Below are 19,981 nucleotides of genomic sequence, written 5' to 3'. Positions count from 1 at the left end.
AGGTCGATCCGACTGGCCGCGCCGAGCCCCGCCCAGGGCACCCCGGCCGGCCCGCTCAGCCGGCGAGGTTCGGATCGCCGGTGGTCAGGCGCAACGTGAAGCCGTCCGGGCCGCGCTGCATCGCCACGTGGTCGCAGGACTGGTGGGTGATCCACAGCCCCAGGCCGCCGGGGGTGGCACCCGGTGCCGGCAGCAGGCCGGCGTACGGGTCCGACGGGCCCTTGCCGGCGTCGCTGACGGTCACCACCACCCGCCCGCCACCGGCCCAGAGCCGGAACCGCACCGGCGGCAGGCCGTGCCGCAGCGCGTTGGTCACCGCCTCGCTGACCGCCACGGACAGATCCTCCACCTCGTCGGCGGTGAGGTGTGCGGTGGCGACGGCGTGCACCGCCGCCCGGGCCTGGGCCGGAGTCGGGTCGCCCAACTCGACCAGTGCGGCACCCCGCTGCAACGGGTCGGGCGGCACCGGGCGGGGCTCGCGCAGGTAGGTCTCCGGCTCGGTGTAGGCCTCGTTGGGCAGGTGCCGGCCGTCGGCCGTGGCGGTACGTGGGTGGGTGCGGGCGACGTCGGCGAGGATCTCCGGCGGCGTCGTCCGGGTGTCGTACGGGCACATGCTCCACAGCGGGAACTCGTCGTACGCGTGGTTTATCGCCGACTCGTAGCGTGCCCACCAGTCCCAGGACCGGCCGAACGCCACCGGCGGCAGCTCGCCGACGATCCGGATCTGCGCCGCGCCTGCGGCGGCATGGTCGGCGAGCAGCCGGCGGTACGACCGGATCGCGGCGGTGGGGCGCGCGTAGACGCCCCCGCCGTCGAGGAACGTCACGCCGGATCCGGCGGGCAGCGCAGAGCGGACCAGGGCGGTGTTGCGCTCGCCGAGTGACACCATCGACGGCTCACCCGCCGCGACCCCGTCGCGCAGGAAAGGCAGGACGACGGCGAGCAGTTCGTCGTCGGAGTCGTAGAGCAGGGCCTCGTGGTAGTAGCCGGGGTGCCCGGCGGCGGCGCCCGTCCTCATCCGGCCGCCTCCACCCGCACCCGGGTCAACCCGAGCAGCGCGACCAGTCGGGACGCGGGCGCGAGGTCGGTGTGCAGCACCACGTCGCCGTGCCGGCTCTCGGCGTGCCGGTGCAGGTGCACGAGGCTGCGGTAGTCGATGAAGCGCAGGTCGGCGGCGCGGACCACCAGGTCGCCGGAACCGGAGTCGGTGTGCCGCAGGGCGGTGGCGAAGACGTCCTGGTTCGACGTGTCCAGCTCCCCGTCGAGGACCAGGCCGTCGTCACCGGCGTGCAGGTGGAACAGGCTGGTGCCCGGGTCGGACGTCGGGTGCAGGCAGGCCAGCTCCTCGATGACCCGCTCGTCGAGACGGCTGCGGTCGTAGCCGCAGACGGCCGACATCGGTCGGGTGCGCATGAACCGGTCCACGAGGTGCTCGTAGCGGGCGAACGCCTCCCGCCGCTGCGGGTCGCGCACCAGGCAGGTGGCGTCGGCGGCGATCCGCCAGCCGGCGTACCCGTCGGCGAGCGCCGCCGCGATCGTCGTGGCGTAGGAGTCCAGTTGGGCGTCATGGGCCAGGACGCCGTCGCCGTACATCTGCTCCACGGAGACGATCTCCGCCGCGCGGCTGTGCAGCGCCTCGCGCAGTCGTGGAGTGCTGTTCCATCGCTCCACGACCACCGGCACCGGTTCGGGGCTGACGTAGCTGACGCGGTCACCGGCGGTCAGGCCAGCGAGCAGGAATGCCCGTGCCCGCGCCTCGAAGATGGCCGGGTCGTCGTAGCTCCAGCAGGCGTGACCAGGACGCCCGGACGCCCTCTCTGCGCTGGTCACGCTGACTGCCTCATGCCCGCAGTGTATGCCGGGCGCGTAGGTGGCCAGGGACCCGGCCGGTCGGTCGAGCGACCGGTGCGGGGGCACGGCGGCCGGGGGGACCCGCCTCCGCCCGGTCGCCGGACACCGCTGCCGGCGGTACGGGCCGGGGCGACGGTGACGCCGCGACCAGGAAGCCACTTGCGGGAAGCGGGGAGTGCGGATGGCCGTCACCTCACGGCTGTGCCTGCTTCGGCAGGGTGAGGACTTCGGCCCCGCTGTTGGTGATGGCGATCGTGTGCTCGCTGTGCGCTGTCCGGCAGCCTGTCGCGCTTCGGAGTGTCCAGCCATCGGCGTCGGTGACGAGCTCGGCGGTGTCCGCCATGACCCACGGCTCCAATGCCAGCAGCAGCCCGGGGCGCAGCCTGTATCCGCGACCGGGCCGCCCCGTGTTCGAGACGTGCGGGTCCTGGTGCATCGTCGATCCGACGCCGTGACCGCCGAACTCGGTGTTGATCGGATATCCCGCCTCGCTGAGGACCGAGCCGATGGCGTGGGAGATGTCACCGATGCGAGCCCCGGGGCCGGCCGCGGCTATGCCTGCGTTCAGTGCGCGCTCGGTCGCGTTGATCATCGCAATGCTCTCCGGGGGCTTGACGTCGCCCACGATGAAGCTGACGGCGGAGTCAGCGACAACCCCGTCTCTGGAGACAGCGAGGTCGAGCGTCAGCAGGTCGCCGTTGGCAAGCGCGTAGTCGTACGGCAGTCCGTGGAGCACGGCGTCGTTGACCGACGTGCAGATGTAGTGGCCGAACGGCCCGCGTCCGAAGGGCGGCTCGTAGTCGACATAGCAGGATTGCGCCCCGGCTTCGGTGATCATGCTTCGGGCCCACCGGTTGATGTCCAGGAGGTTCGTGCCGACCGTGCTGCGGCTCTTCAGTGTCTGCAGCATGCCGGCGACCAGGGCGCCGGCCTCCTTCGCTCGCAGCAGGTCTGTGGGGCTCAGGATCTCGATCATGCAGCGCCTTCCCTCGCGTGACCAATAAATATCCCGGCCATATTATCCCGGTACTAGAATCGCAGCCATGGTCAGGTTGCCGCTCACTCCCGCAGAGGTCGAACGCGGACAGCGCCTCGGCGCCCTCCTGCGTCGCGCCAGGGGAGGGCGTTCGATGCTCGGCACCGCGCTGGACGCAGGTGTCTCGCCGGAGACTCTTCGGAAGATCGAGTCCGGTCGCGTAGCCACCCCGGCCTTCCCGACCATCGCTGCGATCGCCGACGTCCTCGGCCTCTCCCTCGACGCAGTGTGGTCAGAGATCAACCAGTCGGACGGCGGGGCCGGACTCGCAAGATCAGGTCGCAACGCCGGTGAGCGGTTGGCCTCATAGGTCTCGACCCCTCGGCTCCGTTGCGGTTGCCGACGATGCAGAACGCCGGGGCGGACACTGCTGGGAAGATCGTCTGGACGCTGAGTGTCGATTCCACGATCAGCCCCGCTCACCAGCAGGGCGGCGGCCCTTGAGGCGGCGTCCCAGCTCACGGGCGATCTCCCGGTTGGCGTCGCGCTCGGCGAGCGCCTGCCGCTTGTCGTACGACCTTTTGCCCCGGGCCAGGGCCAGCTCGACCTTGGCCCAGCCGTTGCTGAAGTACATCGACAGCGGCACCAGCGTCACGCCGCCGTCGCGCAGCTTCTCCAGGATCCGGGCGATCTCCACCCGGTGCAGCAGCAGTTTGCGGGTGCGCCGGGGCTGGTGGTTGGTCCAGGTGCCGAAGCCGTACTCGGCGATGTGCAGGCCGTAGAGCATGATCTCGCCGTCGCGTTCCTGGGCGAAGGCGTCGACCAGCGACACCCGCCCCTCGCGCAGCGACTTCACCTCGGTACCGGCCAGCACGATCCCGGCCTCGTAGGTCTTCAGGACGGTGTAGTCGTGCCGGGCCTTCTTGTTGGAGGCGATGAGCGTGCGCCCGGTGTCCCTGGCCACGGCGACCTCCCCCGGTGAGCTGCGGACCGGGAGCAGGATACCCGCCGGCGCCGCCCGAGGGAGGCGACGCCGTCGGGCGTCGGGTGGGTCAGACCCGGCACTGCCCGTCGTACGCGGTCGTGCCGGTCAGCACCGCCTCGGCCGCTTTCTGCGAACGGATGGGTGCCGTGCGGAACGCAGTCGCCGGGCTCCTCCCAGTCGTCCTGGGTCGGTGGCGTCCGGGTCGCAGCCGTCGCGGGCGTCGGCCGGGCGGCTGACGAAGTCGTGGCCGGGCACGAGGTCGGCGGCCAGGTCGTGGTGCGTGGTGACGCCGGTGTCCAGGACCGCGACGGTGACGCCGGAGCCGGTGGCCCGGGCCGGTTCGGCGTACACCGTCAGATCCACTGTGTCCGGCCGGTCGGCCGGTAGGGTCGGCGACCGTGACCGCACCCGACTTCCTCACCACCACCCGCGCCTCGTACGACACGATGGCGGCCGACTACACCGGGTTCGTCGCCGGTGAACTGGCGGCCCGACCGCTGGAGCGCGCCCTGCTCGCCGCCTTCGCCGAGACCGTGCGCGCCGGCGGGGGCGGGCCGGTGCTGGAGGTCGGCTGCGGCAACGGCCGGATCACCCGGCACCTGAGCGACCTCGGTCTCGACGTCGGCGGTCTCGACCTCTCACCCGGCATGATCGCCGAGGCCCGCCGGCTCCACCCCGACCTGCGCTTCACCGTGGGCTCGATGCTGGACCTCGACCAGTCCGACGGCGCCCTCGCCGGGCTGGTCGCCTGGTACTCGGTCATCCACCTGCCCGACGACCGGCTGCCCGCGGCGTTCGCCGGGTTCCACCGGGTGCTCGCCCCGGGCGGGCACGCGCTGCTCGCCTTCCAGGTCGGCGACGAACCGGTGCACCGCACCGACGCCTGGGGCCACGAGGTCGACCTCGTCTTCCACCGCCGCCGCCCCGAGCGGGTCGCCGCCCTGCTGGAGGCCGCCGGGCTGCAGGTACGGGCCCGGCTGTGCCGGGAGCCCGAGCAGTGGCAGGGCCGCCCGGAGCCGACCGCGCAGGCGTTCCTGATGGCCCGCCGGCCGGGGTGACGACCGGGCGTGACCGGGCCGCCACGGCGGCTCGTATCCTTTGCGCGGATCCCACACGGGACCGGAACCACCGGATGAGGAGGTTGGTGTGAGCAGCCGGACCGAGACGTTGGAGTTCCAGGCCGAGACACGTCAGTTGCTGCAGTTGATGGTGCACTCCATCTACTCGCACAAGGACGTCTTCCTGCGCGAACTCGTCTCCAACGCCTCCGACGCGCTGGACAAGCTGCGGCTGGAGTCGCTGGTCGACAAGGACCTCGACGTCGACACCTCGGACCTGCACGTCGAGATCTCCACGGACCCCGAGGCGCGGACGCTGACCGTGCGGGACAACGGCATCGGGATGTCCCGCGAGGACGTCGTCTCGCTGATCGGCACCATCGCCCGCTCCGGCACCGCTGAGCTGCTGCGCAAGCTCAAGGAGTCCAAGGAGGCGGCCAGCCAGGAGCTGATCGGCCAGTTCGGCGTGGGCTTCTACTCCACCTTCATGGTCGCCGACAAGGTCAACCTGGTCACCCGTCGCGCGGGCCAGGCCGAGGGCACCCGCTGGGAGTCCACCGGCGAGGGCACGTATGTGGTGGAGACCGTCGACGACGCCCCACAGGGCACCACGGTCACCGTGCACCTCAAGCCGGCCGACAGCGACGACAACCTGCACGACTACACCGACCACGCCAAGATCCGCGAGATCGTCAAGAAGTACTCCGACTTCATCGCCTGGCCCATCCGGCTCGTCACCGCCGACGCCGAGCCGGCCACGCTCAACTCGATGAAGGCGCTGTGGGCCCGCCCGCGCGACGAGGTCGCCGAGGAGGAGTACCGCGACTTCTACCGGCACGTCAGCCACGACTGGGCCGACCCGCTGGAGACCATCCACATGCGCGGCGAGGGCGTCTTCGAGTACGAGGCGCTGCTCTTCATCCCGTCGCACGCGCCGTTCGACCTCTACATGGCCGACGGCCGCCGGGGCGTCCAGCTCTATGTCAAGCGCGTCTTCGTGATGGACGACTGCGCCGCGCTGATGCCCAGCTACCTGCGCTTCGTCAAGGGTGTGGTGGACGCGCACGACCTGTCGCTCAACATCTCCCGGGAGATCCTCCAGCAGGACCGGCAGATCCAGGTGGTCCGCCGCCGGCTGGTCCGCAAGGTGCTCGCCACCGTCAAGGAGATGCGCACCGCGCACGCCGAGCGCTACCGCAGCTTCTGGTCCGAGTTCGGCCGGGTGGTCAAGGAGGGACTGCTGGAGGACCCGGACAACACCGCGGCGATCCTCGACATCGTGTCCGTCGAGTCCACCCACGACGCCGCCGAGCCCACCACCCTGCACGACTACGTCGCGCGGATGAAGGAGGGCCAGGGCGAGATCTACTACGCCACCGGCGAGAGCCGGGCGACGTTGGAGAACTCGCCGCACATGGAGGCGTTCCGGGCCAAGGGCTACGAGGTGCTGCTGCTCACCGACCCGGTCGACGAGGTGTGGGTCGAGCGGGTCGGTGAGTTCGACGGCAAGCCGTTGCGGTCGATCGCCAAGGGCCAGGTCGACCTCGATACCGAGCAGGAGCGCGAGGAGGCCGGGACCGAACGGGAACGCCAGGCCAAGGAGTACGCCGACCTGCTGACCTTCCTCGGCGGCGCGCTCGCCGACACCGTCAAGGAGGTCCGCCTCTCCTCCCGGCTGACCACCTCGCCGGCCTGCATCGTCGGCGACGCGCACGACATCACCCCGACGCTGGAGAAGATGTACCGGGCGATGGGGCAGGAGGTGCCGGCGGTCAAGCGCATCCTGGAGCTCAACCCGACCCACCCGCTGGTCACCGGGCTGCGCACCGCGTACGAGCGCGACGCCGCCGACCCGGCGCTGGCCGAGACCGCCGAACTGCTGTACGGCATGGCGCTGCTCGCCGAGGGCGGCGACCTCGCCGACCCGGCACGGTTCGCGCGGGTGCTGGCCGACCGGCTGGCCCGTACCCTCTGACGTCGTCCGCGGCCCGGGCCGGATTTCGCGTCCGACCCGGGCCGCACCGGCCGTCGTGGGCCTCCCGACCGGCCGTGCCCCCTGGGCGGGCCGCGCCGGGTGGGCACGATGCGGTCATGCGGGTCGGACGGGGCACGGCGGGATCGCCGGCGCGGTGGTGCTGGCGGCGCTGCTCACGGGCTGGGCTGCCGGTGACGACGATGCGGACGCGCTGCGCCGGGCGAGGGAGCAGGCCCGGGCCCGGCTGTCCGAGGTGACGCACTGCCACCGGCTCGGGTACCGGCCGGACGGCCGGGTGGACCCGGTGACCGAGGTGGACTGCCTGCCCACCGCGCCGATCACCCGGCGACCCGCCCCGAGCCTGCCGTCAGGCACCGACGAGCGGCTGCGCCGCTCGCTGCCCACCGGCCCGGCGGCCACCGAGCAGTCCGTCGAGGCGGCCGTCGACCGGCTGCGGCTCGATCCCCGGGTGCGGCGGGACGTGGCGACCGCCGACGGCACCGTGGGCCTGGCGCTGCGGGAGGGCCGACGCGGCTCGTGCCTGCTGGCCAGAGTGGTCGGTGACCGCGTCGAGGTCTGGCGGCCCCCGAGCGTCCTCATGCAGCCGGGAGAACTCACCTGCGACGTCGCACCGCGGCCCTCGGCCTGGGGCAGAAGAATCCGGGTTGACCGGGCATTGTGCACGGCGGCCCGAAGTCCGCAACCGGGAGCCGGGGGTCCTCGCCTGACCGGGTGAAGAACCTCTCAAGAAGTGGGCATTACGCCGAAACGGTTCCTAACGTCGATCTGGTCCGCGATCGCGGACACCGGGGTCGGTAACGCCTAATCCATGCCGCCGGCCACGGACCTCGTCACCTGGGCATGGAGCGGGGGACCCACACGTTCCTCGGTGCACGTCACCTCGGGGTGAAGCCGCCACGGCGGCCGGGCTCCTCGGCCCGAACCCGACAGCTCACCTCGTCGGCGTGGAGGATCACACATGGCAACTGCATACGTCGCCCGTCATCGACGGGTCAGCCCGTGCCGCGTCGCCGTCGGCACGCTCGCCGTCGGCGCGGTCACCGGGGTCGCCGCCGTCCTGGCGCCGGCCGCCCCGGCGAGCGCCGCCAGCGTCAACTGGGACGCGATCGCCCAGTGCGAGTCCGGCGGCAACTGGCGCATCAACACCGGCAACGGCTACTACGGTGGCCTCCAGTTCTCCCAGAGCACCTGGTCCGGCTACGGCGGCAAGAAGTACGCCGCCCGGGCGGACCTGGCCACTCGCAGCGAGCAGATCGCGATCGCCGAGAAGGTGCTCGACGGCCAGGGCATCGGCGCCTGGCCGACCTGTGGCAAGAAGGGCGGCTCGACGAAGAGCTACGCCACCAAGTCGGAGAAGTCGCAGAAGTCGGAGCGGCGCTCCGAGTCGCGCCGGACGGCCAAGGCCACCACGCAGCGGTCGACGCGTACCGAGCAGCGCAGCGCCCCGGCGGCCGGCGGCGACACCTACGTGGTGCGCCCGGGGGACACCCTGTCGCAGATCGCCGAGGCGAAGAAGCTGGCCGGCGGCTGGCAGGCACTGTACGAGCGCAACAAGCGGGTCGTCGGCGCCGACCCGGGCCTGATCTTCCCGGGCCAGAAGCTCAGCCTCTGACAACACCGCGGCCCCCTGCACGGGCACCCGCACCAGTGATGCCCGGCCGGTCGGCGTACCGGCCGGGCATCACTGTCCGCGCCCCGTCCCGGTCCGCGCCGGCGGAACGCCTCACCGGCCGGGCAGGCCGCCGAGCAGGACCGGGCGGCGGGAACGGTGGGCCAGTTCCTCGGCGACGCTGCCGAGCAGCCGCTCACCGAGTCCGTGCCCGGCCCGGCCGACGACGAGCAGGTCGACGTCCCGGGCGTCGGCGACCGCCAGCAGCGCGTCCACCGGGTGACCGGCGATGATCTCCGTGCTCGGCTCGGGCAGCCCGGCCGGTAGCCCGGCGACCCGCTCGTCGAGCATGCGGCGGGCCCGTCGGTCCTCCTCGGCGGCTTCGATGTCGACCAGGTCCGGGCTGGTCACGGCGACGAGGACCAGGTCGCCGGCCGTGCCGGTGAGCGCGTGCACGGCGGTGCGCAGGGCCCGGTCGGAGTCTGCCGACCCGTCCAGCCCCACCAGGACCCGCAGCCCGGCGCCCCGCCCCGAGGGCGGGCGGGAGCGCACGTCGACCCGCCGGGTGCCGGCCCGGCCGCGTTCCACGGCGATGGGCACGAAGATCGGGCCGAGCAGCCCGCCCACCAGATACCACAGCAGGTTGCGGTGTCCGCCCCGCGTGACGAACACCGCCGCGGTGACCAGGCCGATCGCCAGCCAGGCCAGCACCGCGAGGACGACCCACCACACCTCACCCATCGTCACCCCCCGGTCGGTCCGCCGTCACGCGTGACTACCCGGCCCGGTGGCGGGTAAGCCGCCCGTCCGGCGGGGAGGGGGTCGCGTGGCACCGGAGTTCGTCAACTGGTCCGGCGGTCTCGCCTTCACCCGGCGGCGTACGCCGAACCCGCCGACGAGGACGAGGTCCGTCGCCTGGTGGCGCGCGAACGGTCGCCAACGACGTCCTGCGGGCCACCGGCGTGCCGCGGGACGAGGCCCGCGGTTGGTGCGCCGCGTCGCCGCGGGGCACTGATGCGGCGGTCGGGTGAGGCTCCAACGGGCCGTATGCCGTCGGGGTGGATAGGGTTGAGTCAGGTGTGCCGGGAAGTCTGGTCGGCGATGGATGACGCGTTCCCTGCCGACGAGGAGTTTTCGTGACCGACGCCACCCGGCGCCGCCCCAGCCTGTTCGCCCGCCGCTCCTGGGGCGAGACCAGCCGCATCTCCGCCATCCTGCGCCGGGAGACGGTGGGCGGCGCGCTCCTGCTCGTCGGGGCGCTGCTGGCCCTGGTCTGGTCGAACTCGCCCTGGTCCGACGGCTATGAGTCGCTGCGGGACTTCCGGTTCGGTCCGGCGTCGCTGCATCTCGACCTGAGTCTGGCCACCTGGGCCGCCGACGGCCTGCTGGCGATCTTCTTCTTCGTCGCCGGGTTGGAGCTCAAGCGCGAGTTCGTCGCCGGTGACCTGCGTGACCCGCGTCGTGCCGCGGTGCCGGTGGCGGCGGCCGTCGGCGGGGTGGTCGTACCCGCCCTGATCTACACCGCCATCGCCGCGGGCGCGGGGGGCGGCGCGGCGAGGGGGTGGGCGATCCCCACCGCCACCGACATCGCCTTCGCCCTGGCCGTGCTCGCCGTCATCGGCCGGTTCCTGCCGTCGGCGTTGCGCACGTTCCTGCTCACCCTGGCCGTCGTCGACGACCTGCTGGCAATCGTGATCATCGCGGTCTTCTACACCACCGACCTGTCGGTGGTGCCGCTGCTGGGCGCGCTGGTCCCGCTCGTGATCTTCGGGCTGCTGGTGCAGCGGCGGGTCCGGTCCTGGTGGCTGCTGCTGCCGCTGGCGGCGGTGACCTGGGTGCTGGTGCACGAGTCCGGGGTGCACGCCACCGTGGCGGGCGTCCTGCTGGCCTTCACCGTCCCGGTGATCCGGAGCGAGAGCGCGGGCGGCCCGGACGCCGGCCCGGGGCTGGCCGAGCACTTCGAGCACCGGTTCCGACCGGTCTCCGCCGGCATCGCGGTGCCGATCTTCGCGTTCCTCTCCGCCGGCGTGACCGTCGGCGGCCTCGCCGGCCTGGTCACCTCGCTGACCGACCGGGTCGCCCTCGGCATCGTCGTCGGCCTGCTGCTCGGCAAGCCGATCGGCATCATGGCCGCCACCTGGCTGGTCTCCCGGTTCACCCGGGCCGACCTCGACGAGGGCCTGAACTGGCTCGACGTCCTCGGCCTGTCGCTGCTCGGCGGGATCGGCTTCACCGTGTCCCTGCTCATCGGCGAGTTGGCCTTCGGCCTCGGCAGTGAGCGGGACGACCACGTGAAGGTCGCCGTCCTCACCGGCTCGCTGCTCTCCGCGCTGCTCGCCACGGTGATCCTGCGCGCCCGCAGCCGCTTCTACCGTCGGGTGCACGAGATCGAACAGATCGACCGCGACCGTGACGGCGTTCCGGACGTCTTCGAAACGCCGACGGAGGGGACCGCCGGGCGGTGATCCGCCGGCGGGAGCCCGCTCAGTCGCTGGTCGCGAACCGCTCCACACTGTCGATCGGACCGACGACGAGGATGAGGTCGCCGTGGGCGAGCACGGTGTCCGCGGTGGCGTGGGTGAATTCCGGCCGCCGTCCGGCCAGGGTCGCCTGCGGCTTCACCGCGACGACGGTCACGCCCCACCGGCTGCGTACCCGTGACTCCCGCAGCGGCCTGCCGACCACGTCGCGGGGCGGGGTGGTCTTGATCACCGCGAAGTCGGCGTCGACCTCGACGTAGTCGAGGATCCGTCCGGAGAGCAGGTGGGCGACCCGCTCGCCCATGTCGTGTTCGGGCGCGACCACCTTGGTGGCGCCGACCCGGGTCAGGATGTGGCGGTGCTGGTCGCTGATGGCCTTGGCCCAGATGTCGGGGATGCCGAGTTCCGACAGCAGGCTGGTGGTGAGGATGCTGGCCTGGATGTCGGTGCCGATGGCCACGACGGCGCGGTGGAACTCGGCGACGCCCAGTTGCCGCAGCGCCTCGATGTCCGTGGAGTCGGCGGTGATCACATGCGGCAGGCTCCCGGACAGCGCCTGTACCACCTTGGGTCGGCTGTCGATGCCGAGCACCTCGGTGCCCCGGTTGGTCAGCTCCAGGGCCAGGGCGCTGCCGAAGCGGCCCAGGCCGATGACGACCACGGGGTCGTTCGGTGTGTCAGCCAACGATGGTCCTCTCCTCGGGTAGTTCGTATCGGCGGGTCCGGTCGCGCAGCGCCAGCGCCGAAGCCAGGGTCAGTGGCCCGATCCGGCCGGCGAACATCAGCACGGCCAGCAGCAGGTCCGCCTGCGGGGGCAGGCTGCCGGTGATCCCGGTCGACAGGCCGACCGTGGCGAACGCGGAGACGACCTCGAACAGGATCGGCTCCAGGCCGTACGAGGTGATCGCGACCAGGACGAACGTGGCCGTCGCCACGGCGGTGGCGCTGAGCAGCGCCACCGCCAGGGCCTGTCGCTGGTTGCTGGGCGGGATCCGGCGTCTGCCCACGTTGACGTGGGTCTCCCCGCGCATCTCCGACCACAGCACGAACGCCAACAGCCCGAAGGTGGTCACCTTGATCCCTCCGGCGGTGCCGGCGCTGCCCCCGCCGATGAACATCAGCACGTCGCTGGCGAGCAGACTCTCCGGTCGCATGGCCCCGATGTCGACGCTGTTGAACCCGGCGGTACGGGTCATCGTCGAGGCGAAGAACCCGGCGAGGAACTTCTCCGGCACGCTCAACGGCCCCAGGGTCCGGGGATTGGCGTACTCGGCCAGCGTGAACACCAGGGTCCCGAGCGCCAGCAGGGTGGCGGTGAGTGTGACGGTGAGGCGGGTCATCACGGACCACCGCGCCGGTCGGCGCCAGCAGCGGAGGAGTTCGAACACCACGGGGAACCCGAGCCCGCCCAGGATCACCGCGCCGGTGATCGTGAGGTTGATCCACGGGTCGGTGACGTAGCGGACGAGGCTGTCGACGTTGGTGGAGAAACCGGCGTTGTTGAACGCGGAGATCGCGTGGAACACGCCGTCGTAGGCCGCCGCGCCGAGCGACTCGTCGTAGGCGGTGGCGAATCGCAGCGTCAGCACCACTGCCACGACCGCCTCGCTGATCAGGCTGAACAGGACGATCCGCCGGACCACGCCCCGCACGTCGGTCAGGCTCAGGCTCCTGGTCTCGGCCTGGGCCAGGAACCGCGCGCGTAGTCCGAGACGGCGGGAGAGCAGCACGGTGAACAGCGTCGCCAACGTCATGATGCCCAGACCGCCGGCCTGGATGAGCAGCAGGATGACCACCTGTCCGAACCCGGACCAGTAGCTGCCGGTGTCGACCGTCACCAGCCCGGTGACACAGACCGCGGAGGTCGCGGTGAACAGCGCGTCGACCAGCGGCGCCCGGTGCCCGGACTGGGTGGCCGCCGGCAGTGACAACAGGGCCGTGCCGGTCGCCACCGCGGCGCCGAACCCGGTGCTGATCACCTGGGCCGGGTGTCGGAACCGGCTGCCGGTGCGCTTCCACGCGGGCAGCCGCCTCAGCGTCGGCACGCAGCTCCCGCCCACCCGTTCCGGGCCTGCTGTCCTGCCGGCTCGCCGTACCGGACCGTCATCGCCACAGGCGGATCATCGCACGCACCTGACGTCGGGGATCGTCGGGCCGGGTGCCGGCTCGGGGCGGAGGCTGAGGCGTTTTCGGCTCTTGCGGTCGATGGTTATGATCACCCGGATTCGTGGAGCGCCGGGAAGCCTGGTCGGCACCGTGATTCGTCGTGCCTCCGGAGGTTGCCGTGCTGCTGCTGTCCTTCGCCGTCGTCCTGCTGGCGGCGGTGCTCGTCTCCGCCCTGGCCCACCGGACGATCCTCTCCACCGCGGCGCTGTTCCTGGTGGCCGGCTTCGTGCTCGGTGAGGACACCGGCGGGGTGCTGCACCTGCGGGCGGACTCACCGATCGTGGCGCAGCTGGCCGAGCTGGCGCTCTTCGCCGTGCTGCTCACCGACGGGATGCGGGTCGGCTGGGCCGACCTGCGCTCCGCGTGGCGCCTGCCCGGACGCGCGCTGGGTTGGGGTTTGCCGCTGACCCTGCTGGTCACCGCCGTGCTGGCGCACTATGTCGCCGGGCTGGACTGGCCGGAGGCGCTGCTGGTCGGGGCGATCCTCGCCCCGACCGACCCGGTCTTCGCCGCCGCCCTGGTCGGCAACGACAAGGTGCCGGCGCGGCTGCGGCACCTGCTGAACGTGGAGTCGGGTGTCAACGACGGGTTGGCCCTGCCGTTCGTGGTCGTGCTCCTGGCCGTGGCCGCCGGCTCGGACGACCTGCACCTGGGGGAGCTGGCGACCGAGCTGCTCCTCGGGCTGCTCATCGGCGTGCTGGTGCCGCTGCTGGCGATCGCGCTGGAGCGGACCCGCTGGTTCGCCGCGTCGGCGGCGTACGCCCCGCTCAACGGGGTGGCCATCGGGCTGCTGGTGCTGGCGTTGGGCAAGGCGACGCACGGGAACCTGTTCCTGGCCGCGTTCGCCGCCGGCATCACCGTGGCCACCTTCGGACCGCGGGAGCGGGTCGCGTTCGAGCACTTCGGCGAGAACGTGGCCGAGCTGCTGAAGCTGGCCGCGCTGCTGGTGTTCGGGGCGTTGATCTCGGTGGAGTTCCTCGGGGAGATCTCCTGGGCCGGCTGGGTGTTCGCCGTGCTGGCGATCGTCGTGGCCCGGCCGGTCGCGCTGTGGATCTCCTTCCTGCGCTCGGGGCTGAGCCTGCGGGAGCAGGCCGCCGCCATGTGGTTCGGGCCGAAGGGGTTCGCCTCGGTCGTCTACGGGCTGCTGGTGCTGGAGTCCGGTATCGCGGCCGCGGACGAGGTGTTCCACCTGGTGGCGTTGACCATCGTGATCTCGATCCTGGCGCACTCGTCGACCGACGTCGTGGTGGCCCAAGCGTTCGACGACACCCGCGACACCCCGCACTGGCACGGGGTGCTGCACCGGCTCCGGTCGCGCCGCTCGGCGACCGGGTCGGCGCGTCGCGTCGACCCGGCAGCGGGCGACGCCCCCACCGGCGGAGCACCGGTCGAGGACGCCGCCCCGCACGGGCGGCCCGGCACGACGTAGCGCCAGACGTCTCAGGTGGCCAGGTCGCGGCGGTCGAAGCTCAGCACCGCGACGGCCAGCAGGACCAGCGCGGTCCCCGCCAGCGTGGCGAGGCCGTCCCACTGGAAGCCGTGCCGCAGCGGCTCTCCGCCGATGTAGTGGTGGAAGGGCGAGAGGTGGCGCAGGGCGCCCGCACCGAGCTGGCCGGCGAGCGCCTGGATGACGTAGGTGAGGGCCACGGCGGCCGCGCCGCCGCCGAGCGCCGCGCCCCGGCTGCCGGTGGCCGCGCCGATGGCCAGGGTGAGGGTGCCGAAGACGACGACGAGCAGCGCCAGGGCCAGGCACTGGGCGGCGAACTCGACGACGCCGACGTCACCGAGGTCGGCGCCGGGGCGTACGGCCAGCATGGCCACCCAGACGGCGGCGGCGATCAGCGCGGCGCCGGCGGTCAGGGCGGCGAAGCGGTCGAGCACCACCCTCGTCCGGGACACCGGGTGGGCCAGCAGCAGGTCGAGGTGACCGGCCTCCTCCTCGCCGGCGATCGCCCGGGCGCCGGTGGCGACGCCCCAGATCACGGCGACCAGCGGGACGATGATGCCGAACACGCTGGAGCCGAGGTAGCCGGCGGCGGAGGTGAGGTCCTCCATCCGCAGGGCCTCGCGCATGGCGGGGGAGAAGCCCTGCACCGCCTGGCCCATCGCGCCATCGGCGACCTGGGGGTAGAAGCCGGCGTAGAGGGCGCCGACCAGCGCCGTCCCGGCGGCGAATCCGGCGAGCGCCCGGCGCCCCTCCCAGAGGGTGCGGGTCATGACCTCAGGCACGGCTGGCCTCCACGGTGTCGTCGGTGCGGTAGTGGGCGAGGAAGAGGTGTTCCAGGTCGGGCTCGGTCACCCGTAGCCGGGCCAGGCGGTGTCCGGCGAGCAGGCGGATCAGCGCGTCCGGGCTGCCGGACAGGCGCAGGCGGGCGGTCTGCCCGTCGACCACCAGGTCCGAGACCTCCGGCAGGGCGGCGAGCCCGGCCTGGTCGGCGGGCCCGACGAAGGTGATCTCGACGTCGTGGGCGGCCCGGTCGCGCAGCTGGGCGACGGTGTCCAGGGCGACCAGGCGACCCTCACGGATCATGCCGACCCGGTCGGCCACCGCCTCCACCTCGGTCAGCACGTGCGACGACATGAAGACCGTCTGGCCGGCGAGTTTCGCCTCGCGGACCAGGTCGAGGAAGGTCTGTTGCACCAGCGGGTCCAGGCCGGAGGTGGGTTCGTCGAGGATCAGCAGGTCGGGTCGGTGCATGAAGGCCTGCACCAGGCCGACCTTCTGTCGGTTGCCCTTGGACAGCGCGCCGATGCGGGCGCCCAGGTCGAGGTCCAGTCGGCCGGCCAGCGCGTCGATGCGGGCCCTGGGCACGCCGCCGCGCAGCGCGGCGAGGTGGTCGAGGCACTGCTCGACCCGTTGCCGGGGTGCGACGGTGAAGTCACCGGGCAGGTAGCCGATCCGCCGGCGCAGGTGTGCCACGGCCCGCCGGCAGTCCGTGCCGAACAGCAGGGCGCGGCCGTCGGTGGGACGGATCAGGTCCAGCAGCAGCCGGATGGTGGTCGACTTGCCCGCGCCGTTGGGTCCCAGGTACCCGAAGACCTCTCCTTCGCCCACCGTCAGGTCCAGGCCGGCCAGCCCGCGACGGCGACCGTACGTCTTTGTCAGTTTCTCGAGTCGGATGACCTCACTCATGCCTCCGACATTATCGAACCTTCAGAGATTTCTGAAGATGCAAAGATGTTAGGGTTCGAGTCGGAACCGAGAGGGAGGCGACGGCATGACGGCGACGAGCGATCCGGCGGAACGGCTCGCCCTGGTCCTCGCCGAGGGGGGCCTGCAACGGATGACCGCGCGGGTGCTCGCGGCCCTGCTCTTCACCGAGCAGGAGACGATGACGGCCGGCGAGATAGCCGAGGCGCTCACCATCAGCTCGGGCAGCGTCTCCACGGCACTGAAGTCCCTGACCGGCATCGGGCTGATCGAGCGGGTGCCCGCGCCGGGCAGTCGCCGCGAGCACTTCCGCATCCGCGAGGGCGCCTGGGCCACGCTGATGTCCAACCAGAACGCCGTCGTCACCGTCATGCGCGACGCTGCCGAGCAGGGCATCGCCGCGACCGGGCCGGACAGCCCCGCCGGACGTCGCCTCGCCGAGATGCGGGACTTCTACGACTACCTCTGGCGGGAGATGCCGGCCCTCATCGAGCGATGGCGCGCCGATCGGGCCGGCTCCCGGTGACTGCCGCTCAGGCCAGCTCGACGCTGACGTCCGGGGCGGCGGCCAGGGTGTTGCCCACCGTGCAGTGCGAGGCCACCGCGAGCAGCGCGGCCCGCCGGTCGGCGGGCAGCCCCGGCGGGACGTGCACGGTCAACCGGAGCGTGGCCACCCGGGCCGGCCGGTCGGCGGCCATCTCGTAGTCGGCGCGGACCCGCAGGCCGTCCCGGCTGAGCCCGTGCCGGGTCAGGTAACGCCCGGCGTAGAAGGCCACGCAGGTGGTGAGCGATCCGACGAAGAGCTCCACCGGGGTGGGGGCGGTGTCGTCGCCGCCGTCGGTCACCGGCTGGTCCACCCGTACGCGGTGCCCACGCGCCGTGAACTCGTACGCCTCGCCGTCGAGGAACCGGGCGTCGATCTGGCGGGTGCTGACCTCGGCCTGCTGTCGCATGTCGTCCTCCTGCTTGTCCGTCGCCACCAGTTAACACCCCCTGGGGTATGGCGGCACACGGCGGTCGACCCGTCCCGGCGGGACCTTCGACCTGTCGCCGGTCAGGCCGGGTAGGCGCGGGTCTCGCTGGCCTTGACCGCCGCCCACACCTGCTGCCCCGGGACCAGTCGCAACTGGGCGACGGCGGCCGGGGTCACGTCGGCGGCCGCGTCGAGCGCGCCGGTCAGCTGCACCCGCAGGTTGTCGCCGTGCCGCTGGACCCCGGCGACGGTGGCCGGCCAGGTGTTGCGGGGACTGCCTTCCGGGCGGCGCGGGTGCAGCGCCACGGCGGCGGGCGGGAACACCACGAACGCGTCCCCGTCGACCCGGTCGGTGCTGGCCAGGGTGAAGCCGCCGGAAAGGCGTACCCGGCCGCCGTCGGCCCGGCCACGGTAGAGGTTGAGCCCGACGAGGCGGGCGACGTAGTCGGTGCGCGGCCGGGCGGTCACCGCCGCCGCGTCCCCCTCCTGCACCACCCGGCCCTCCTCGACGATCACCAGCCGGTCGGCCAGGGCGAGCGCGTCCAGCGGGTCGTGGGTGACCAGCAGCGCCGCGCCGTCGTGGTCGGCCAGGTGCCGGTGCAGCTCGGCCCGGGTCTCCAACCGGGTGCGGGCGTCCAGCGCCGCGAGCGGCTCGTCGAGCAGCAGCACCCGAGGTCGTACGGCGAGCGCGCGGGCCAGGGCCACCCGCTGCGCCTGTCCGCCGGAGAGTTCCCGGGGCCGACGCCGGGCGTACCCGCCCAGGCCGACGCGCTCCAGCCACCCGGCGGCCCGCTCCCGCGCCGCGCGTCGGTCCAGCCCTTGCCGACGGGGCCCGAACGCGACGTTGTCCAGCGCGCTGAGGTGGGGGAAGAGCAGGTAGTCCTGGAACACCACGCCGAAGCGCCGCCGTTCCGGCGGCACCCACCGGTCGCCTGCGGGCCGGTCCAGGTCGACGCCGTCGACGGTGACGTGCCCGGCGGTGAGTGGTTGCAGCCCGGCGAGAGCACGAAGGGCGGTGGTCTTGCCGGCCCCGTTCGGGCCGAGTAGCGCCACCACCTCGCCGGCGGCGACCCGCAGCGGCACGTCGAGGCGGAAGCCACCCCGGTCCACGACCAGGTGGGCGTCGAGCGGTGGCGCGGTCACGGGTGGCCTATCCAGCGGTCCCGCAGCCCGGCCAGGATCGCCACCGAGACGGTGAGCAGGATGAGACTGAGCACGATCGCGGCCTCCAGGTCGGTCTCCAGCGCCAGGTAGACCGCGAGCGGCATGGTCTGGGTGCGGCCGGGATAGTTGCCGGCGAAGGTGATGGTGGCACCGAACTCGCCGAGCGCGCGGGCCCAGCAGAGCACCGCGCCGGCGGCCACACCGGGGGCGATCAGCGGCAGGGTGACCTGGGTGAAGGTGGTCCAGCGGCCGGCGCCGAGGGTGGTGGCGGCCTCCTCGTAGCGGCTGTCGGCGCCGCGCAGCGCCCCTTCCACGGCGATGACCAGGAACGGCATGGCGACGAACGCCTCGGCGAGCACCACGCCGGTGGTGGTGAAGGGCAGGGTGACGCCGAAGGTGGTGTCCAACCACTGCCCGAGCAGGCCCCGGCGGCCGAAGACCAGCAGCAGCGCCAACCCGCCGACCACCGGCGGCAGCACCAGCGGCACGGTCACCAACGCCCGTACGATCCGCCGGCCGGGGAACTGCGCCCGGGCCAGCAGCCAGGCCAGGGGGACGCCGAGCGCCAGGCAGAGCAGGGTGGCCAGGGTGGCGGACTGCACCGACAGCCGCAGCGCGGTGAGCACCCCCGGGGCGGTCAGCCGTTGCGGCAGGCTGTCCCACGGGGTCCGGGCCAGCAGCCCGATCAACGGCAGCACCAGGAAGAGCAGCCCGAGGGCGGCCGGTACGGCCAGCGCCACCGGCACCCGCTGCCCGGGTCGCCGCCGGCGGGGCGGGGCGTCGGCGGGGACGGTCACCCCCGCCCCGACTGTTGGAAACCGGCGGCGGCGAGGACGGCCCGGCCGCGGTCGCTGCGGACCAGTTCGACGAACGCGCGGGCGGCGACCGGGTTCGGCGCGTCGGTGAGCACGGCGATCGGGTAGTCGTTGACCGCAACGGCCGCCTCGGGGAACTCCACGGCGTCGACGTCGGCCGCGGCGGGGCGTACGTCGGTGCGGTAGACCAGCGCGGCGTCCACCTCGCCGAGCCGTACCTTGGCCAGGGCACCCTTGACGTCCTGCTCCAGGGTGACTGGGGTGAGCGTGACGCCGGCCGTGGCGAGCGCGGTGCGGGCGGCGGTGCCGCAGGGCACCTGCTCGGCGCAGAGCGCCACCTTGACGCCGGGCCGGGCGAGGTCGGCCAGCCCGGCCACCCTGCCCGGGTTGCCCTTCGGCACGGCGATGACGGGCTGGTTGCGGGCGATCACGTACGGGGTGCCGGCGACCGCGCCGGCGTCGGCGACGGTCGTCATGTTGACCGGGGATGCCGAGGCGAACACGTCGGCCGGCGCGCCCTGGGTGATCTGGGCGGCCAGCGCCGAGCTGCCGGCGTGGTTGAAGGTGACCGTGGCGTCCGGGTGGGCGGCCTCGAACTCCCGGCCCAGGGTGCGGAACGATTCGGTGAGCGACGCGGCGGCGAACACGGTCACCGTCCCGGCCACGCCGTCGCGGCCGGCCGGCTCGTCGGCCGGGGCACAGCCGGCCACGGCGAGCAGGGCCGACCCGCACAGGGCGGCGAGGGCCCGGCGGATCC

At 72.8% G+C, this 19,981-nt stretch carries 22 protein-coding genes and 1 riboswitch; of the genes, 8 read left to right on the top strand and 14 right to left on the bottom strand.

Annotated elements, in window-relative coordinates:
• Positions 1-55 precede the first annotated feature (55 nt).
• From GA0070560_RS25725 to map, 3 genes are all read right to left on the bottom strand, one after another.
• Complete coding sequence (locus GA0070560_RS25725) at positions 56-1,018, bottom strand: anti-sigma factor RsbA family regulatory protein (RefSeq protein ID WP_091302359.1); 963 nt, start codon at positions 1,016-1,018, stop codon at positions 56-58.
• Positions 1,015-1,830, bottom strand: a complete 816-nt coding sequence (locus GA0070560_RS25720; protein WP_170839585.1) for an MEDS domain-containing protein — start codon at positions 1,828-1,830, stop codon at positions 1,015-1,017. Before GA0070560_RS25720 ends, GA0070560_RS25725 begins: the two co-directional genes overlap by 4 nt.
• Before the next feature lie 214 nt (positions 1,831-2,044).
• Positions 2,045-2,827, bottom strand: a complete 783-nt coding sequence (gene map, locus GA0070560_RS25715; RefSeq protein WP_091302355.1) for a type I methionyl aminopeptidase — start codon at positions 2,825-2,827, stop codon at positions 2,045-2,047.
• A gap of 67 nt (positions 2,828-2,894) precedes the next feature.
• On the opposite strand from map, the gene GA0070560_RS25710 reads away from it, so the two are divergent.
• On the top strand, positions 2,895-3,197 hold the full coding sequence (locus GA0070560_RS25710; RefSeq protein ID WP_091302352.1) for a helix-turn-helix transcriptional regulator: 303 nt from the start codon (positions 2,895-2,897) through the stop codon (positions 3,195-3,197).
• Between the two features lie 99 nt (positions 3,198-3,296).
• Here the strand turns inward: GA0070560_RS25710 and smpB are convergent, their stop codons facing one another.
• Both smpB and GA0070560_RS25700 read right to left on the bottom strand, forming a co-directional pair.
• Positions 3,297-3,791, bottom strand: coding sequence for an SsrA-binding protein SmpB (smpB, locus tag GA0070560_RS25705; RefSeq protein ID WP_091302350.1), 495 nt, complete (start codon positions 3,789-3,791; stop codon positions 3,297-3,299).
• A 126-nt stretch (positions 3,792-3,917) separates the two neighbouring features.
• A complete protein-coding gene (locus GA0070560_RS25700; RefSeq protein WP_211565998.1) occupies positions 3,918-4,163 on the bottom strand; it encodes a S8/S53 family peptidase in 246 nt (81 codons plus the stop codon).
• 47 nt (positions 4,164-4,210) lie between these two features.
• Between GA0070560_RS25700 and GA0070560_RS25695 the strand changes: the two genes are divergently transcribed.
• The 4 genes from GA0070560_RS25695 (at position 4,211) to GA0070560_RS25680 (ending at position 8,478) form a co-directional block, all read left to right on the top strand.
• Entirely contained in the window at positions 4,211-4,870 is a 660-nt protein-coding gene (locus GA0070560_RS25695; protein WP_091302345.1) for a class I SAM-dependent DNA methyltransferase, read from the top strand.
• Positions 4,871-4,958: 88 nt separating this feature from the next.
• Positions 4,959-6,845, top strand: coding sequence for a molecular chaperone HtpG (htpG, locus tag GA0070560_RS25690; protein WP_091302343.1), 1,887 nt, complete (start codon positions 4,959-4,961; stop codon positions 6,843-6,845).
• 154 nt (positions 6,846-6,999) lie between these two features.
• Positions 7,000-7,581, top strand: a complete 582-nt coding sequence (locus GA0070560_RS25685; protein WP_091302341.1) for a hypothetical protein — start codon at positions 7,000-7,002, stop codon at positions 7,579-7,581.
• Positions 7,582-7,654: 73 nt separating this feature from the next.
• Positions 7,655-7,826, top strand: a riboswitch (cyclic di-AMP (ydaO/yuaA leader).
• Entirely contained in the window at positions 7,825-8,478 is a 654-nt protein-coding gene (locus GA0070560_RS25680; RefSeq protein ID WP_091302339.1) for a LysM peptidoglycan-binding domain-containing protein, read from the top strand. Its footprint overlaps the riboswitch before it by 2 nt.
• A gap of 111 nt (positions 8,479-8,589) precedes the next feature.
• Here the strand turns inward: GA0070560_RS25680 and GA0070560_RS25675 are convergent, their stop codons facing one another.
• On the bottom strand, positions 8,590-9,216 hold the full coding sequence (locus GA0070560_RS25675; protein ID WP_139131598.1) for a universal stress protein: 627 nt from the start codon (positions 9,214-9,216) through the stop codon (positions 8,590-8,592).
• Positions 9,217-9,611: 395 nt separating this feature from the next.
• On the opposite strand from GA0070560_RS25675, the gene nhaA reads away from it, so the two are divergent.
• Entirely contained in the window at positions 9,612-10,940 is a 1,329-nt protein-coding gene (gene nhaA, locus GA0070560_RS25670) for a Na+/H+ antiporter NhaA (RefSeq protein WP_091302335.1), read from the top strand.
• Positions 10,941-10,959: 19 nt separating this feature from the next.
• Here the strand turns inward: nhaA and GA0070560_RS25665 are convergent, their stop codons facing one another.
• Positions 10,960-11,640 carry a potassium channel family protein gene (locus tag GA0070560_RS25665; RefSeq protein WP_091302333.1) on the bottom strand — a complete coding sequence of 227 codons (681 nt, stop codon included), beginning with the start codon at positions 11,638-11,640 and terminating at the stop codon, positions 10,960-10,962.
• Positions 11,633-13,000 (bottom strand): TrkH family potassium uptake protein, encoded by a 1,368-nt coding sequence (locus GA0070560_RS25660; RefSeq protein ID WP_245675715.1) that lies wholly within the window; start codon positions 12,998-13,000, stop codon positions 11,633-11,635. Before GA0070560_RS25660 ends, GA0070560_RS25665 begins: the two co-directional genes overlap by 8 nt.
• A 221-nt stretch (positions 13,001-13,221) precedes the next feature.
• On the opposite strand from GA0070560_RS25660, the gene GA0070560_RS25655 reads away from it, so the two are divergent.
• The gene (locus GA0070560_RS25655; RefSeq protein WP_342670440.1) at positions 13,222-14,550 is read left to right on the top strand and encodes a cation:proton antiporter; all 1,329 of its coding nucleotides are present in this window, start codon (positions 13,222-13,224) and stop codon (positions 14,548-14,550) included.
• Between the two features lie 11 nt (positions 14,551-14,561).
• On the opposite strand, the gene GA0070560_RS25650 is transcribed toward GA0070560_RS25655, so the two are convergent.
• Both GA0070560_RS25650 and GA0070560_RS25645 read right to left on the bottom strand, forming a co-directional pair.
• Positions 14,562-15,350, bottom strand: a complete 789-nt coding sequence (locus tag GA0070560_RS25650; protein WP_091302331.1) for an ABC transporter permease subunit — start codon at positions 15,348-15,350, stop codon at positions 14,562-14,564.
• Positions 15,343-16,254 carry an ABC transporter ATP-binding protein gene (locus GA0070560_RS25645; RefSeq protein ID WP_091302329.1) on the bottom strand — a complete coding sequence of 304 codons (912 nt, stop codon included), beginning with the start codon at positions 16,252-16,254 and terminating at the stop codon, positions 15,343-15,345. The genes GA0070560_RS25650 and GA0070560_RS25645 overlap by 8 nt, the downstream gene beginning before the upstream one ends.
• A gap of 85 nt (positions 16,255-16,339) precedes the next feature.
• Between GA0070560_RS25645 and GA0070560_RS25640 the strand changes: the two genes are divergently transcribed.
• A complete protein-coding gene (locus GA0070560_RS25640; RefSeq protein WP_091302327.1) occupies positions 16,340-16,798 on the top strand; it encodes a GbsR/MarR family transcriptional regulator in 459 nt (152 codons plus the stop codon).
• A gap of 7 nt (positions 16,799-16,805) precedes the next feature.
• Here the strand turns inward: GA0070560_RS25640 and GA0070560_RS25635 are convergent, their stop codons facing one another.
• The 4 genes from GA0070560_RS25635 to modA form a co-directional block, all read right to left on the bottom strand.
• The gene (locus GA0070560_RS25635) at positions 16,806-17,252 is read right to left on the bottom strand and encodes an OsmC family protein (protein ID WP_245675714.1); all 447 of its coding nucleotides are present in this window, start codon (positions 17,250-17,252) and stop codon (positions 16,806-16,808) included.
• A 74-nt stretch (positions 17,253-17,326) separates the two neighbouring features.
• Complete coding sequence (locus tag GA0070560_RS25630) at positions 17,327-18,388, bottom strand: ABC transporter ATP-binding protein (protein ID WP_091302324.1); 1,062 nt, start codon at positions 18,386-18,388, stop codon at positions 17,327-17,329.
• On the bottom strand, positions 18,385-19,206 hold the full coding sequence (locus GA0070560_RS25625; protein WP_091302322.1) for an ABC transporter permease: 822 nt from the start codon (positions 19,204-19,206) through the stop codon (positions 18,385-18,387). Before GA0070560_RS25625 ends, GA0070560_RS25630 begins: the two co-directional genes overlap by 4 nt.
• On the bottom strand, positions 19,203-19,979 hold the full coding sequence (gene modA, locus GA0070560_RS25620; RefSeq protein WP_091302386.1) for a molybdate ABC transporter substrate-binding protein: 777 nt from the start codon (positions 19,977-19,979) through the stop codon (positions 19,203-19,205). Before modA ends, GA0070560_RS25625 begins: the two co-directional genes overlap by 4 nt.
• Positions 19,980-19,981: the final 2 nt, after the last annotated feature.

This window comes from Micromonospora halophytica, assembly GCF_900090245.1.
GTDB classification, from domain to species: Bacteria; Actinomycetota; Actinomycetes; order Mycobacteriales; family Micromonosporaceae; genus Micromonospora; species Micromonospora halophytica.
Note: the sequence above shows the minus strand (reverse complement) of the source record. Positions and strands in the feature narration are given on the sequence as shown.

Excerpts from the sequence above, each read along its gene's own strand:
- GA0070560_RS25725 (WP_091302359.1), bottom strand. The coding sequence starts at position 1,018 with ATGAGGACGGGCGCCGCCGCCGGGCACCCCGGCTACTACCACGAGGCC.
- map (WP_091302355.1), bottom strand. The coding sequence starts at position 2,827 with ATGATCGAGATCCTGAGCCCCACAGACCTGCTGCGAGCGAAGGAGGCC.
- GA0070560_RS25710 (WP_091302352.1), top strand. The coding sequence starts at position 2,895 with ATGGTCAGGTTGCCGCTCACTCCCGCAGAGGTCGAACGCGGACAGCGC.
- GA0070560_RS25680 (WP_091302339.1), top strand. The coding sequence starts at position 7,825 with ATGGCAACTGCATACGTCGCCCGTCATCGACGGGTCAGCCCGTGCCGC.
- GA0070560_RS25675 (WP_139131598.1), bottom strand. The coding sequence starts at position 9,216 with ATGGGTGAGGTGTGGTGGGTCGTCCTCGCGGTGCTGGCCTGGCTGGCG.
- GA0070560_RS25645 (WP_091302329.1), bottom strand. The coding sequence starts at position 16,254 with ATGAGTGAGGTCATCCGACTCGAGAAACTGACAAAGACGTACGGTCGC.
- GA0070560_RS25640 (WP_091302327.1), top strand. The coding sequence starts at position 16,340 with ATGACGGCGACGAGCGATCCGGCGGAACGGCTCGCCCTGGTCCTCGCC.